At 31.1% G+C, this 15,059-nt stretch carries 13 protein-coding genes; 11 read left to right on the top strand and 2 right to left on the bottom strand.

Annotation, left to right across the window (positions count from 1 at the left end; genetic code table 11):
- Window positions 1-230 precede the first annotated feature (230 nt).
- From KTC94_RS10355 to KTC94_RS10305, 11 genes are all read left to right on the top strand, one after another.
- Window positions 231-956: an ABC transporter ATP-binding protein gene (locus KTC94_RS10355; protein WP_216303305.1), complete on the top strand. Its 726-nt coding sequence runs from the start codon at window positions 231-233 to the stop codon at window positions 954-956.
- On the top strand, window positions 949-2,613 hold the full coding sequence (locus tag KTC94_RS10350; protein WP_220320313.1) for a hypothetical protein: 1,665 nt from the start codon (window positions 949-951) through the stop codon (window positions 2,611-2,613). The genes KTC94_RS10355 and KTC94_RS10350 overlap by 8 nt, the downstream gene beginning before the upstream one ends.
- A gap of 505 nt (window positions 2,614-3,118) precedes the next feature.
- On the top strand, window positions 3,119-5,059 hold the full coding sequence (gene metG, locus KTC94_RS10345) for a methionine--tRNA ligase (RefSeq protein WP_220320314.1): 1,941 nt from the start codon (window positions 3,119-3,121) through the stop codon (window positions 5,057-5,059).
- 159 nt (window positions 5,060-5,218) lie between these two features.
- Window positions 5,219-6,736 carry a DUF445 family protein gene (locus KTC94_RS10340; RefSeq protein ID WP_220320315.1) on the top strand — a complete coding sequence of 506 codons (1,518 nt, stop codon included), beginning with the start codon at window positions 5,219-5,221 and terminating at the stop codon, window positions 6,734-6,736.
- Window positions 6,737-6,957: 221 nt separating this feature from the next.
- Complete coding sequence (locus tag KTC94_RS10335) at window positions 6,958-7,725, top strand: TatD family hydrolase (RefSeq protein ID WP_220286919.1); 768 nt, start codon at window positions 6,958-6,960, stop codon at window positions 7,723-7,725.
- Between the two features lie 269 nt (window positions 7,726-7,994).
- On the top strand, window positions 7,995-9,035 hold the full coding sequence (locus KTC94_RS10330) for a 3D domain-containing protein (RefSeq protein WP_220320316.1): 1,041 nt from the start codon (window positions 7,995-7,997) through the stop codon (window positions 9,033-9,035).
- A gap of 200 nt (window positions 9,036-9,235) precedes the next feature.
- Window positions 9,236-9,799 carry a ribonuclease M5 gene (gene rnmV / locus KTC94_RS10325; protein ID WP_165412902.1) on the top strand — a complete coding sequence of 188 codons (564 nt, stop codon included), beginning with the start codon at window positions 9,236-9,238 and terminating at the stop codon, window positions 9,797-9,799.
- Window positions 9,780-10,616: a 16S rRNA (adenine(1518)-N(6)/adenine(1519)-N(6))-dimethyltransferase RsmA gene (rsmA, locus tag KTC94_RS10320; RefSeq protein WP_220286918.1), complete on the top strand. Its 837-nt coding sequence runs from the start codon at window positions 9,780-9,782 to the stop codon at window positions 10,614-10,616. The genes rnmV and rsmA overlap by 20 nt, the downstream gene beginning before the upstream one ends.
- A gap of 77 nt (window positions 10,617-10,693) precedes the next feature.
- Window positions 10,694-12,202 carry a hypothetical protein gene (locus tag KTC94_RS10315; RefSeq protein WP_304518641.1) on the top strand — a complete coding sequence of 503 codons (1,509 nt, stop codon included), beginning with the start codon at window positions 10,694-10,696 and terminating at the stop codon, window positions 12,200-12,202.
- Between the two features lie 111 nt (window positions 12,203-12,313).
- Complete coding sequence (locus KTC94_RS10310) at window positions 12,314-12,898, top strand: hypothetical protein (protein ID WP_220320318.1); 585 nt, start codon at window positions 12,314-12,316, stop codon at window positions 12,896-12,898.
- A 360-nt stretch (window positions 12,899-13,258) separates the two neighbouring features.
- Complete coding sequence (locus KTC94_RS10305) at window positions 13,259-14,089, top strand: hypothetical protein (protein WP_216303314.1); 831 nt, start codon at window positions 13,259-13,261, stop codon at window positions 14,087-14,089.
- Between the two features lie 66 nt (window positions 14,090-14,155).
- Here KTC94_RS10305 and KTC94_RS10300 read toward each other — a convergent pair whose 3' ends face one another.
- Together KTC94_RS10300 and KTC94_RS10295 are read right to left on the bottom strand one after the other, a co-directional pair.
- Complete coding sequence (locus KTC94_RS10300; RefSeq protein WP_165412906.1) at window positions 14,156-14,335, bottom strand: hypothetical protein; 180 nt, start codon at window positions 14,333-14,335, stop codon at window positions 14,156-14,158.
- Window positions 14,336-14,557: 222 nt separating this feature from the next.
- Window positions 14,558-14,758 carry a cold-shock protein gene (locus KTC94_RS10295; protein ID WP_071611001.1) on the bottom strand — a complete coding sequence of 67 codons (201 nt, stop codon included), beginning with the start codon at window positions 14,756-14,758 and terminating at the stop codon, window positions 14,558-14,560.
- Between the last annotated feature and the right edge of the window lie 301 nt (window positions 14,759-15,059).

The raw sequence follows: 15,059 nt of genomic DNA, 5'->3' as shown, positions 1-15,059 counted from the left end.
AAGTTCCCCATTTATATAAGTGGAGATACATAATATAAGAAAGAGAAACTTCAGTGGGGTATAAATCTCCTTCTGAAGTTATTAATGTTGCAGCTTCGAAGAATATTAAACTTATAACACAAATTGTAAAACAAAGAAAAAGTATGATATTATAAATATACTGGAGTAAAATAAGGTAGATAACAGATATAATTGTTATTTATATTAGAAGAATGTAAGGGGGATATAATATGATTGAAATTACTGGCGTAAATAAGAGCTATAATGGTAAGAATAAAGCTGTAGACAACATAAGTCTAACTATAAGGGACGGAGAGATATTTGGATTTTTAGGCCCAAATGGAGCAGGTAAAACTACTACCATAAAAATGATTACTGGAATATTAAGTGCTGATAGCGGAAGAATCAATATCAATGGAATTGATATTGAAAAAAATGATTTAGAGGCTAAAAAGTTATTTGGCTTTGTACCAGACAATCCGGACATGTTCTTAAGACTTAAGGGTATTGAGTATTTAAACTTTATGGCAGATATTTATGATGTGCCAAGTATTATTAGAAAAGATAGGGTCGAAGCTTTAGCAAATAGATTTGAAATGAGCAATGCGCTAACGGACCAAATTCAAAGTTATTCTCATGGTATGAGACAAAAGATAATTATTATGGGAGCACTTCTTCATGAACCAGAAGTTTGGATTTTAGATGAGCCAATGACGGGCCTTGATCCTAAATCTTCATATGTTTTGAAGGAAATGATGAAAGAGCATGCAAATAACGGAAAAACCGTATTTTTCTCAACTCACGTTCTAGAAGTAGCTGAAAAAATATGCGATAGGGTTGCTGTAATAAATAAGGGGAAAATATTATTCTGTGGAACCCTTGAAGAACTAAGGGAACATTTTAAAGCCAGTGGGTCACTTGAAAAAATCTTCTTGGAGATGACTGAAAATGTATAAATTTATAGCGCTAACTAAGGTATTATTAAAAACAGGAACTGGATCCCCTAGTAGTAAGAAAGATAAAAAAAAGATAAAAGGAATATTGCTTGGATTACTTTTAGTACTAGCATTCACACCTATGGCTATAGGGTTTGGAGAGTTTATATTTACGGCCTATGATGGATTACATCAAATTGGTCAAGAAGCAGTTATATTGGGATTTGGATTATCTATTGTTAGCGTTGTAATTTTCTTTTTTGGTATTTTTTATGCTATGAGTATATTTTATTTTTCTATGGATGTAGAAAATTTATTACCACTACCTTTTAAGCCATGGCACATTATGGGAGCTAAATTTGCTGTAGTATTAATTTATGAATACTTCACAGAAATAATATTTTTTTTGCCTACAATAGTTGCATACGGTATAAAGAGTAATGCAGGGGTGTTGTATTATGGCTATGGAGTTATTATATTTTTACTCTTGCCTATAGTTCCTTTAGTAATTGCATCTGTAATTAATATGATTATAATGAGATTTACTAATATAGCTAAAAACAAGGATAGGTTTAGATTAGTGGGTGGACTTATGGCTATGTGTTTTGGTGTAGGAATAAACATATATATCCAAAGGTTTTCACAAAATCTAAGCCAATCAGAAGTTACTAAAATGTTTGCACAGGGAAATAATTCCTTAGTTGGTTTGGCAACAAAGCTATTTCCTAGTACTAAGATAGCTGTAAATAGTTTAATTAATACTACTAATGTTCAGGGGTTTATCAATTTGATTTTATTTATAGTAATAACATTAGCTGCATTAATGATATTTATAATGTTGGGTGAAGCATTGTATTTTAAAGGTGTTATGGGGATATCTGAAACAACCTCAAAAAGGAAAACTCTTAGTAGCATTGAGCTTATAAAAAATACGGCACAAAATTCCTCACTAAAGGTATATATAATAAAAGAGTTAAAGCTTTTATTTAGGACACCGATTTATTTTATGAATTGTGTACTTATGAATTTTTTATGGCCAGTATTTTTGCTTATACCAATTTTTGCACAAAAAGGTGCTAGTTCTCAACTTAATATGTTAGCTAAGTTTTTACAAAACAACAAAAGTTCAGGCGTAGCATTAGGCAGCTTCTTTGCATTTATGATTTTTGCATCTTGCAGTAATGCAATTGCAACTACAGCGATATCAAGAGAAGGTAAAAATGTATTTATATTAAAATACATACCTATGAAATATAAAGATCAGCTTATGGCAAAGGTATTATCTGCAGTAGTTTTAGGAATAGCTGGTATGCTTATGGTAACTATAATTGGTTTAATATTTCTTAAGATACCGATAGATTTAGTTTTATTAATGATTATAGTTGGTTTTTTTGGAATAGTATTTACATCTTTTATAGGGATATTTATTGATTTGAATTTCCCTAAACTTCAGTGGAGTACAGAGCAAGAGGCAATTAAACGGAATCTTAATGTTATGATTAGTATAATTATTTGCATAGCTTTAGGTGGGCTTACAGTATTTATGGTTATCAAATTTGAACTAACTAAATGGACTACATTTGCTATAATAGCATCTTCATATGCGATTATAGATGTAGTGCTGTATTACCTGTTAGGTACAAAAGGGGTAGAAATATTAAGAAAAATAGAGTCGTAAAATATAAAATAATGTTGACCTAAGTATAATTTATTGATTTTAGGATAAAAATATTGACATAGTGATTTATTTGCAATATGATTATTATTAAACAAATGCAATGATGAGAAGAGTAATAAGCCTAATTGTTAAAAGAGAGCTGAGAAGGGTGAAAATCAGTAGCAAGGTAGCTTATGAAGATGGCCTTTAAGCATATTATCTAAGTGAAAAATTTAAAGTTTATTGTGAAAATATACTTTTAAATTTAATTGTTAGGATAATACGGGAGCAACCGTTATATTGACAGGTGATGATGGTCACCCATTGAGGTCTTTATAGTGATGTAAAGATAAATTAGAGTGGTAAAACGTTAAATACGTCTCTAAACAGAATTTTTTTCTGTTTAGAGACTTTTTTATTTTCCGGGAAATTATAATCTTTAGGGATTATTAAAGCTAGTTAATATATTTATATTCATGGGATTGAGAACTATAAATAATTTCAATACGAGAGGTAGGATAAAACTATGACTAAAAAAACTTTTTACATTACTACACCAATTTATTATCCATCAGCAAAACTACACATCGGTAATACCTATACAACTGTTGCGGCGGATGCAATTGCTAGATTTAAGAGACTTACAGGCTATGATGTAATGTTTTTAACGGGAACAGATGAGCATGGTCAAAAGATTCAAAGAATAGCCGCGGAAAAAGGGGTCACTCCAAAACAGTATGTAGATAAAGTAGTAGCGGGCATACAAGAATTGTGGGAGCTTATGGACATAAGCTATGATAAGTTTATAAGGACTACAGATGAGTATCATAAGAAGTCTGTTCAAAAGTTATTTAAGCAGCTATATGATCAAGGTGACATATATAAAAGTGCATATGAAGGATGGTACTGCACTCCCTGTGAATCTTTCTGGACAGAAACTCAGGCAGTAGATGGGAAATGCCCTGATTGTGGGAGGCCTGTGGAGAAAGCAAAGGAGGAAGCGTATTTTTTCAAAATGTCAAAATATGCTGACAGACTTATAGAATATATAGAGACCCATCCAGGGTTTATTCAACCAGAATCAAGAAAAAATGAAATGTTAAATAACTTCTTAAGACCAGGGCTTCAAGATTTATGTGTTTCAAGAACAACCTTTGACTGGGGAATACCGGTAGAATTTGATCCAGGCCACGTTATATATGTATGGGTAGATGCTTTATCAAACTATATAACAGCCCTTGGATATAATGGCGAAGATACATCTTTTTATGAGAAATTCTGGCCGGCGGATGTACACTTAATAGGTAAAGATATATTAAGGTTCCATACAATTTATTGGCCAATTATGCTAATGGCATTAGACCTACCGCTTCCAAAACAAGTATTTGGCCATGGCTGGCTTCTTGTTGACGGTGGAGTAAGAATGGCTAAATCCAGAGGAAATGTAGTGGATCCGGTAACACTAGTGAATCATTTTGGAGTGGATGCAGTAAGATATTATCTACTTCATGAAATACCATTTGGTTCAGATGGAATATTTACTAGTGAAATATTCATAAGGAAAACAAATTCAGACTTAGCTAATGATTTAGGAAACTTATTATCAAGAACAGTAACAATGGTAGAAAAGTATTTTGACGGCGTTATTCCAGCACCTAAAGAAAAAGCTGATGTTGATAATGAACTAATAGAACTAGCGCTTGCAGTTCCAGGTAAGGTAGAGAAAGCGATAGGAGATTTGAAAATTTCTGAAGCATTGGACCATGCTTGGACACTTATTAGACGGACTAATAAATATATAGATGAAACAACCCCATGGATACTTGGAAAAGATGAATCGCAAAAGGGAAGACTGGGTACAGTATTGTACAATTTAGTAGAATCATTAAGAATGACATCAGTATTGATATCGGCGTTTTTACCAACTACAAGTAAGAAAATAAATGCTCAAATAAATGCAGAAATAACTACATGGGACAGCTTGGCATCCTTCGATGGAACAAGTGCAGGAACAAAAGTTAATAAAAGTGATATAATGTTCCCAAGAATAGATGTAGAAGCTAAAATAGAGGAGCTTGATGCACTTGTAGAAGCACAAAGAAAAGCGGCTCAAAAGCCTACTATGGAGAAATTAAAAGAAGAAATTACTATAGAAGATTTCGACAAGCTAGATATGAGAGTGGTTAAAGTATTAGAGTGCGAGCCAATGAAAAAAGCTAAAAAGCTTCTTAAGCTAAAAGTAGATTTAGGTGGAGAAGTAAGACAAGTAATTTCAGGAATAGCTCAGCACTATAAGCCAGAAGAACTAATTGGAAAGTACGTAGTATTAGTAGCTAATTTAAAGCCTGTTACTTTAAGGGGAGAATTATCACAGGGGATGATAATTTCAGCAGCTACAGAAGACGATAGCAAGCTATTTGCAATATCGGTGCCGGGTGAATTACCTACTGGAAGTACAGTAAGGTAATTTGAGTTTAGAAAGCATGAAGTGCTAGTAAATTAGACTTCATGCTTTTGCATTTGAATGTGCCTTATTTAGGGTACATCGACCTATTGAACTTTAATAAGGATAGATTTATAATTAGTTGTTATAAATACTACTAAGAATTACAAGGAGGTAAATAATATGAAATTTATTATAGGTTCTTTAATCGGAGCTGTTATCGGGTATATAACCAATTGGTTAGCTATAAAGATGTTGTTTAGACCTCACAATGAGATTAGACTTTTTAAATTTAAAGTTCCATTTACTCCAGGTCTTATACCAAAAGAAAAATCTAGAATTGCTAAAAGTGTGGGTGAGTCTATAGGCCAACATCTTTTGACAAAGGAAACAATTATGGAGTCTTTATGCAGTGAAGATATGAATCAGCAATTGGATTCTTGGGTGAAAAGTAAGGTGTCTGCTATGGGGAATAGCGAGAATGTAGTAGAAGATGAGATAAGATCCCTATTAGGCGATGAATATTGTGCTTTTTTGCAGAATACTAACACTAATCTTTCTAAATTACTTATAGAGTATATAAATGAAGAAGATGTTAAACAAGGTATTGCTAAATATGCATATGCACAAATAATGCTAGAACTAAAGGTTAAACCACAAACCATTTGTGAAAGTGAATTATATAATTCAATAAAAAATAAAGCGTTAAACATGGTTATTGAGTATAAAAATTCGGAAGAATTTTATAAGGAAATTCAAAAAATATTAAAAGATAAGGTAGCTCAGTTAGTGGTTTTAGACAAGAATTTTGAGGAAGTTATACCTAGTAAGATGATAAGCAATTTAAAAGTGTATGTTTATGGGAAAAGATATAATATTGCCATGGAAATAAAAAAAACAATGAAAGAAGAAAAAAACAGTCAGAAATTAAGAAAAATTGTAGGGGAAACAATAAGTACTAAACTAAGCCCCATGATAGCAATGTTTATGAATGTGGATAGTGTTTATGAAAAAGTTGCAATTGGGATAGACGAATTCTTAGATGATACGAAAAATCATAATGATATTGCCTTAATTATTAATGATATAATAGACAAGTTGCTCAAAAATTCAATATCTACTGTGCTTTCTGAATTACCAGGAGAAGGGATAGACGACGGTATAGAGCCTTTGATTAATTTATTTACAACAAAGGTTATAGATGAAAAATTTATTAGTGACACTTTTGATAAGTTAGAGGGTAAATTTAATAAGTACATGTCTATTGAGGAGTTGCTCGAAAAAATAGGCATAGATTATAAAAATGAAATAGAAAAATTTATAAAAAGTCGAATAGAAGCTATGGCAAAAAGCAATTCTGCAAAAATAAAAATTACAGAAATAGTATCTGTAATGATTAATAGATTCTTACATATGGGAACTAAATCAATATTTAATGGAAAGGGGGATAAAATACCCCAATCTGTTTCCAAAGTAGCTCTTGAGCTATACAATAAATTCGTAGAGAATAAGTCTGCTGACGTAATTGAAGTGTTGAATGTAGCTAAGATAGTTGAAGACAAAATCAATGAATTTGATGTAGCTTTTTCAGAGAAAATTATATTAGACATTGCTAGCAAAGAGTTAAGAGCTATAACTTGGCTCGGAGCACTGCTAGGCGCAATTATGGGGTTATTATCACCTGTATTAGGGTCGCTTTAGTACATTACTAATTAATAGGTAAAAGTCACTTTCGTCGTAAAGTGGCTTTTATTTATTTTAACTAAATTGTCGATTATACAATTTTGCAAATAGTTGAATATTAGTGATATAATATCAAACAGACATTTGAATTATATTAAAGAATTTATTATTACATAGAAAGGATGGTGAAAACTGTAATTAAACTTTTGAAATTAACGGGTTTAACGACAGTATAGATTATGATATTTGATTCACATGCACATTATGATGATGAGGCCTTTAATGGAGATAGAGAAGAAGTAATAAAGGGGTTAAACGATAAAGGAGTAATAGGGGTTTTAAACTGCGGTGCATCACTTGACGGTGCAAGAATGTCAGTAGAGTTATCGAATAAATATGATTTTATATACTCGGCGGTAGGAATACATCCTGAATATGCAAATATTGTTAATGAGGAAATTATTGAAGAATTAAGGAATTTAACACATTATCCAAAGGTTAGAGCTATAGGAGAAATAGGATTAGATTATTATTACGACGAAAACCCGGATAGAGAAATTCAAAAAGCGGCTTTTAAACTTCAAATGGAGCTTGCAAAAGAACTTGGATTACCAGTGGTTATTCATGATAGGGACGCCCATAAAGATACGTTAGATATATTAAAGAAATTTCCGGAAGTAGTAGGGGTAGTTCACTGTTTTTCAGGAAGTGTTGAATTTGCTAAGGAGTGTTTAAAATTAGGGTATTATATAGGCTTCACTGGTGTTATAACCTTTAAAAATGCAAAGAAAACGGCAGAGATTGCAAGGATCGTACCAATGGACAGGATACTAGTGGAAACGGATTGTCCATACATGGCGCCTGTACCACATAGAGGGAAAAGAAACCAATCGGATTATATTCAGTACATAATAGAAAAAATATCAGAAGTTAAGGGTAAAACCATAGGAGAAATTGAAAATGCAACAATATATAATATAAAACAATTGCTAAAAATTTACAAATAGTGTAGAATGGTTATTAATACAATTAGTGTGATAATTTTACACAGAATTGTTGGTAATTAAAATTAAATTTCCAACATATGATTTTAATGGTGAATATTAATTTGCCGGGTTACCCTCAAGAATGGGCTAGTTGAGATGGTTTAAGAATATAATTATATGCAAAAAGATGCATTAAAAGTCGAAACTAAGAATAATTGGGTCGAAATTTGACATATTTAATGCTTCAAGGTATAATACCCAAGTATTCTTGACTAAGGGAGGGAATTTATATGATAAAAAACGCGAAAAATAATTTTAAGAACTATTTTTCAAATGGTCCCAAGACATTTTTTGTAGTAATGCTATTATTAACATGCATTTCAGTTACTATGTTTAACATGAAAAAAGCTATATCTGTTATTGTAGATGGAAAGGCTATAGAAGTTATAACTTTAAAAAGTAATGTTACTCAAATACTAAAAAGTAACAATATAGCATTAGGGTCAAAAGACCAAATAACAGTTAGTTTAGACAGTAAAGTAAAAGACGGAGATAAAATATATATAAAAAAAGCTGTAAATGTCAAAGTAACAGTTGATGGGAAAGAGTTAAATATACAAACTGCTGAAAAAACGGTAGAAGATATGCTAAAAGCAGAAAAAATTGTATTAGGTGATGAAGACAAGATTACCCCATTAAAAAGTGATTCGCTAAAATCAGGTCTCGCAGTAAGGGTAACAAGAGTAAACACTGAGAATGTGAAGGAAACTAAAGCAGTTAAATTTGCAACCGAAATTAAAAGCAGCGATGAACTAAATAAAGGTGTAAAGAAAGTTATTCAAAAAGGCATAACTGGTCAGAAGGTTATAACTTCAGCTGTTGTTTATGAAAATGGCAAAGAAGTATCTAGAAAATTAGTTAATGAAGAATTTAAAGCACAGCCCGTTAAGGAAATAATTGCATTAGGTACTACTAGTGTATATACACCATCCCGTGGAGGCGATATTAGTTATACTAGGAAACTGAAGGTTAGGGCAACAGCATATACTGCTGATTATAGTTGCACTGGTAAGAGTGCGGGCGACCCTGACTTTGGTATAACTAGCACAGGGGTGAGGGCGAAAAGAAACTCAGAGGGATATAGTACTATAGCCGTTGATCCTAGCGTTATTCCATTAGGAAGCAAGATTTACGTAGAAGGGTACGGATATGGTATTGCAGAAGATATAGGTGGAGCTATAAAGGGTAATCATATAGATTTGTATTACGACTCCAGTGATGAAATGTGGGGTTGGGGAGCACGAAATGTAAGTATTTATATTGTTAAATAGGAGCGCAAGCTCCTTTTTTTGTTTTATAGTTCACTATTAATAAGTAAAATGGTATTATAGATACAGCAATAAAAAGAAATACTAAGGGATGTTTTTATTTTTTATGATTATATAATAAGGAAAATGCCTTAGTTTATCATAGCAGGTCGATAACCACATAATAAGTGGTGCCCTGCGGTATGAAGAATTAGGAGGACAATATGATTAAAGAAGTGATAGTAGTTGAGGGAAGAGATGATATCACAGCAGTTAAAAGAGCGGTAGACGCTGAACTAATTTCTGTAGGAGGCTTTGGAATCAACGAAAAGGTAATTAGTAAAATAAGGGAAGCGCAAAAGCGAAAAGGGGTAATAGTATTTACAGACCCAGACTTTGCTGGAGAAAAAATAAGAAAGATTATTACCAAAAGAGTAGCAAATGTAAAACATGCGTACATATCTCAAAAGGAAGGTACTAAGGACGGAGATATAGGTGTTGAAAATGCATCACCTGAAACAATATTAAGGGCTCTCGAAACTGCAAAATTTGAAGTCCAAGAGAAAAGAAAAGAGTTTGACGTGCAAGATATGATATTTTTCAAGTTAACAGCAGATATTAGAGCTAAGGAAAGACGCCATGCGCTCGGAAACGAATTAGGTATAGGATACGGTAATTCGGCGCAATTTATAACTAGGTTAAACAATTATGGAATTATAAAAGAAGAATTTATAAATGCTGTACAAAAAATAAACAAGGAGATGAATTATGGCAGATTTGACGATTAGTGAGGTTAGTAAAAAATATGAATTTAGATTCAAAAAAGGTTTAGGCCAAAACTTTTTAATAGATGACTCTGTGCTAGACGATGTTGTAGAGGGGGCAGAAGTTAATGAAGAAGATTTTATAATCGAAATAGGACCAGGATTTGGTACATTAACTAGAGCACTTTTAAGGAGAGCTAAAAGAGTTTGTGCTATAGAGCTAGACGAAAAACTTTTACCGATTTTGCAAGATGAATTAAAAGAGTTCGATAATTTTGAGCTTATACATAATGATGCTTTAAAAGTGGATTTTAATGAACTAATTAAGGATGAGAAATCTGTAAAATTAGTTGCTAATTTACCATATTACTTAACAACACCAATAATTGTTAACTTACTTACTGGGGGTTATAATTTTAAATCTTTAACTATAATGATACAAAAGGAAGTTGCGCAGAGGATAGATTCAGAGCCAAATTGCAAAGCTTACGGAGCCTTTTCAATATTAGTTCAGTACTACTGTGACACGAAAATACTTCGGCTCGTGCCGCCTTCAGCATTTTTGCCGCAGCCTAAAGTAGAATCTATGGTTATAAGATTAGATAGATTAAAAGAGCCTAAAGTTAAGGTGAAGGATGAAGAATTATTCTTCTCTATAGTCAGAAAATCTTTTAATATGAGAAGGAAAATCTTATGGAATTCTGTTAAAGATATAGGAATTCCTAAAGAAGATTTACTAAAATGTTTTGAAAGAGCAAACATTGATCCTAAGAGGAGAGGCGAGACTTTATCACTGCAAGAGTTTGCAACGCTTTCGGATGAAATAGGACTTGTAAAATAAATTTCTATATAGTGTTCATTTTTTATAATATGGTTCATATATTATAATGAATAAGTTTTATATGGAGGTAAATGCAGGTGACACCTAAAAAAAATTATAGTAGGTACTTTATTATATTACAAGAAGATGAAAAAGGCTATTCATTAGAAGCTGACAAGATTCCATCTGGATATGCAAAGCTTGAGATGAAAAACAGTAAATGTAAGGTTTCATACTACGTGCAAAACCTAAGGAAGGAAAAACAACCTTATTACATGATTTTAATATGCGGCAAAAAAGATGTAAACAAAATTATAAAAGTTGGTAAATTGAACATAGACGATCACGGTAGGGTAGACATTTCCCATGAATATGATATGGACAATATAGCGGATACCGGCATTTCTGCTGAAAAAATTATTGGAGCTGCAATTGTAAAATTCTTAGATGTTAATGTGATTTCAATAATGAGTGGATTTTCAACAACAGATAAACCAAATGAGTGGAAAAACTATAAACTAGCGGATTGTAATAAGGATAAGAAGGAAACTAGAGCAGATGATATAAGTAATGAATTTGATGAATATGAACAAAGCATTGAATTAATTAAAGTGAAAAATGCTGACGTAGTCGAACATTTAGAAGCTCAGGAGAAGGTAGATGGAGCAGCGGACACAAAAGTAGACACAAAGAAAAGAGGCAATGCCGAAGATATTGGACCTCTAGACGCTCAAGATAAAGTAGCTGATGAAGTAGTCGAACATTTAGAGACTCATGAGAAGGTGGATGAAGCAGCGGATACAAAAGTAGACACAAAGAAAAGAGGTAATATCGAAGATCTTGGATCTTTAGAAGCTCAAGATAAAGTAGCTGATGAAGTAGTCGAACATTTAGAGACTCATGAGAAGGTGGATGAAGCAGCGGATACAAAAGTAGAAACAATGAAAAGAGGTAATACCGAAGATCGTGGACCTTTAGAAGCTCAAGATAAAGTAGACAAGGTAGATACTACGCAAAGAACTAATATTGAAGATGTTGAGATTTCAGACAAACTAAAGGGGAAAAATGAAGTTAAGAAACTTGAAGATGATTTTGATGTAAATAGAGATAAGGATAAAAAGCAACATAAAGAAGATAAAAAAGATGAGTGTAATTATAAGGAGAAAAAGTCTTCAAAAGAGGAATATCCTAAAGGCGCTATGGGAGAATTCTTCAAGGCAGTAGCGCAAGATTTTGATGAAGTACCTGATTTTTCTAATGAAATTAAATGGTGCAAATGGTATAAAGTACCGGTTAGTAATTTAGAGAATATGTATGATTTGAGTGACTATAACAAATATACAATAGCATATTATCCTATGATTTCGTATTATCCGTATATTAGAAACTATAAATCTTTTATGTTAGGATATAAATGTGACTCAAGTGGGAAAATGAAATATATTGTTTATGGAATACCGGGAAGTAGAGCTAAAACTCATCAACCTTATGGAGGGAAAACTGGTTTTGTAAGTTGGATTTCAGATAAGGAGAATGATGAAATGGGATATTGGCTGATGTTTTATGATTTTAAAAATTCTACAATTGTTGTACCTTTAAAAAAATAATATATGTAGAATTAAATGTGTGGCTAAATAATTTAGTCGCACATTTAATTTTTTAATATTCTTTTAATGTATATCATATAGTATATTAACATTAATATGTGGAGGGGTACAGTGAAGGTTATACTTATAAACAGAAAAAAAGTTGGAATTATAGTAATAATCCTCGGACTGATGATCACGCTTTTGGGGATATCAAAACAATTTGATGACAAGCTAAAAGCTACTATTCTTGTGGAGAATGATATTAAATTACTTAATGATTATACAGCTATAGACGGAAAGGTAAGTTACAAATTGCCGGTTGGATGGACGACTAAAGAAAAAAAATTTTCTGGTGGTGAGATTATGTATCATAACGATTTTCAATCAAATGATGCAGTTATTCATGGCTTTGTAGAAGTTTGGAAAGGTAAACAGGACTTAAAAGCATTTTTAGATAGTAGCAAGGAGATATCACAGAAGCAAAATGCGATTAGAAATTATAAAATAGATGACACTATTATAAATGGGAAAAAGACATACTTAGTGAAATACTTAATTAATGTAAGCGATAATAATTGGTACAAGGCCTATGAATATTTTATTGATGATGGAAAAGAGTTTTATAGAATTTCTTTTTTTACAAGAAATGTTAATTTTAAAGAGACTTATGGAGCTATTTTTGAAAGTATAGTTGAGACTTTGAAAGTTCGATAGGATGGATTAGACATCTCTCCGAATGTCGTATGAAATTAATTAGAGTTGCTTAAAACTTTTTAAAGTATTATAATTTATTTAATGATATCTAAAAGACCGTCCATTACCATATTGTGAGTCATTAAGTCATCACCTGCGGAGCTGTTGCAGCACTGAAGGTGATGATTTAACGAGTCATGAGCTAAGAGGATCAATTATGATTCTCTTAGTATTTTATTGTGCTAAGCAGCTTAAATAAAGGGAATAAAAAGGAGATGAATTTTAAAATAACAAAAGAAACTTTGTGGAAATAATATTTGAGAGTTAGGATAACAATATATAATTGTTATTTCCTGCAGAGATTAGCTAGGGGGATAACAAATGATTAAAAATAAAAGCAAACTAATTATATTTTGTTTTATAATTATAACTTCATTTATATTTACTGGATGTAAAAGCTTTGATGTAATTAAAGTAAAGCTTGGAGTGAAAAATGTTGATTTTGATTATATTGAGCAGGGGAGAATTAAAAAAATAATAATACAAAGTACTAGAGATAAAAGCTTTAGATTTGTGGTTACGGATGAAATAGCTATAAAAGATTTACATAAAATTTTATCGTCAGCTAAGGAAGTTAATGAAAAATCAACACTAGAGGCTGATTATATTTTTGAAATGTATGAAGGTGTCGATAAAGTCCATAAATTTAGTTATATAGCGGGACTTGATAAAAAAGATGGAGCTAATTTATATAGTGCAGATAAAAGTTATATTGTATCTAAAAGGATTGACAATGATATCATAGAAAACTTTTGGAATATTAGAAAGCCTATAGATTTTGAAACTGTATATTATGATTCGATTTTGAAGGTATTAGATAAGTATATAAAGGATGATGATAAAAGCAAAAAAATATTTGTCGATATAAGTGAAGATAATGAAGTGGCTAAATTTATATTATCAACTGATTTAGAATCATTTAAAAGTAAGCTATTAAATGATTTTAATGCACTATTGGTAAAAGATAAAAATACAGGATATGATGAGTTAGTAAGTGTTAAAACGGAAGGATACAAATCCACTATATACAAATCTTCTGTGACGATTAAGAATAAAGCGAATGAGAAGGAAAAGAAATATTACGTAGTAGCGAAATATGATAAAGGATGGAATATTGAAATTTTTGAAGATGAAAAACCTAAAGGATTTTAATAATATTGCAAAAAATAATAAAAAACTGTATTTAAAAATAAATGCAGTTTTTATTATTAAACTTAATTAGAGAAAATTTATCATTGTATCGTTAAGCATATTAGTAGGAGCATCAATATTTAAATCAATAGTATCTCCTATTTTTGAATTTTTAGGTAAGCGGGAAACACTTACGTTTATACTAGTTCCATTTAAAAAATTTATAAAAGCATCAGTATTGCTCATATCTATTATTTTACCAAACATTATAAAACCATCCTTTCATAATATATAAACTATATTTATTATAGTTTTAGCAAAGAACACTATTATATTCATGAAAGTGATAATGTTTTTATGTATAATATGAACAAATGGACTTGCGTGCGAGAGAGTATGATTTATATTATCCATAAACTAAGAAACACCTATCACAAAGTGATAGGTGTTTTTTCTATAATTAATTTATATTATAGATTAGATTTTGAATTATAATCTAGTAACGTTTGAAGCTTGAGGGCCTCTAGCGCCAGTAGTTATTTCGAATTGAACTTGTTGTCCTTCTTCTAAAGATTTATATCCGTCTCCTTGAATAGCTGAAAAATGTACGAATACATCCTCTTCTCCTTCTACGGATAAGAAACCAAACCCTTTTTCTGAATTAAACCATTTAACTGTACCTGTTTTCATATAACTTTCCTCCTGAATAAAAAAATTTGTAACATTTGTAACATAACTATTATGATACTACACTTTGGTGAATTTTTAAATAGTTTTTTGAAAATAATAATATTATCTATGTATTTATACTATTTTTTTACTAAAATGTATCTAAACACAACTTATATTATAATATCATAGCTATTTATAAAAATATATTCACCTACAACACTTTATTATTTATAATAGGTTTTAATCTAAATTGTATATATAGTTTGGCTTTTAATATGTTTTTTATACTATTTTATTTTTAAAGTTTTTATCAGGATGA

The sequence above is a fragment of the Clostridium sp. CM028 genome (assembly GCF_030585565.1).
Lineage (GTDB): Bacteria > Bacillota > Clostridia > Clostridiales > Clostridiaceae > Clostridium_AD > Clostridium_AD estertheticum_B.
This window is presented reverse-complemented; position numbering and strand designations above follow the sequence as displayed.

What these genes read in the sequence shown, in the direction of transcription:
- metG (WP_220320314.1), top strand. Translation starts at nt 3,119, where the DNA reads ATGACTAAAAAAACTTTTTACATTACTACACCAATTTATTATCCATCA.
- KTC94_RS10305 (WP_216303314.1), top strand. Translation starts at nt 13,259, where the DNA reads ATGATTAAAAATAAAAGCAAACTAATTATATTTTGTTTTATAATTATA.
- KTC94_RS10355 (WP_216303305.1), top strand. Translation starts at nt 231, where the DNA reads ATGATTGAAATTACTGGCGTAAATAAGAGCTATAATGGTAAGAATAAA.
- KTC94_RS10340 (WP_220320315.1), top strand. Translation starts at nt 5,219, where the DNA reads ATGAAATTTATTATAGGTTCTTTAATCGGAGCTGTTATCGGGTATATA.
- KTC94_RS10330 (WP_220320316.1), top strand. Translation starts at nt 7,995, where the DNA reads ATGATAAAAAACGCGAAAAATAATTTTAAGAACTATTTTTCAAATGGT.
- rnmV (WP_165412902.1), top strand. Translation starts at nt 9,236, where the DNA reads ATGATTAAAGAAGTGATAGTAGTTGAGGGAAGAGATGATATCACAGCA.
- KTC94_RS10300 (WP_165412906.1), bottom strand. Translation starts at nt 14,335, where the DNA reads ATGTTTGGTAAAATAATAGATATGAGCAATACTGATGCTTTTATAAAT.
- rsmA (WP_220286918.1), top strand. Translation starts at nt 9,780, where the DNA reads ATGGCAGATTTGACGATTAGTGAGGTTAGTAAAAAATATGAATTTAGA.
- KTC94_RS10295 (WP_071611001.1), bottom strand. Translation starts at nt 14,758, where the DNA reads ATGAAAACAGGTACAGTTAAATGGTTTAATTCAGAAAAAGGGTTTGGT.
- KTC94_RS10350 (WP_220320313.1), top strand. Translation starts at nt 949, where the DNA reads ATGTATAAATTTATAGCGCTAACTAAGGTATTATTAAAAACAGGAACT.
- KTC94_RS10335 (WP_220286919.1), top strand. Translation starts at nt 6,958, where the DNA reads ATGATATTTGATTCACATGCACATTATGATGATGAGGCCTTTAATGGA.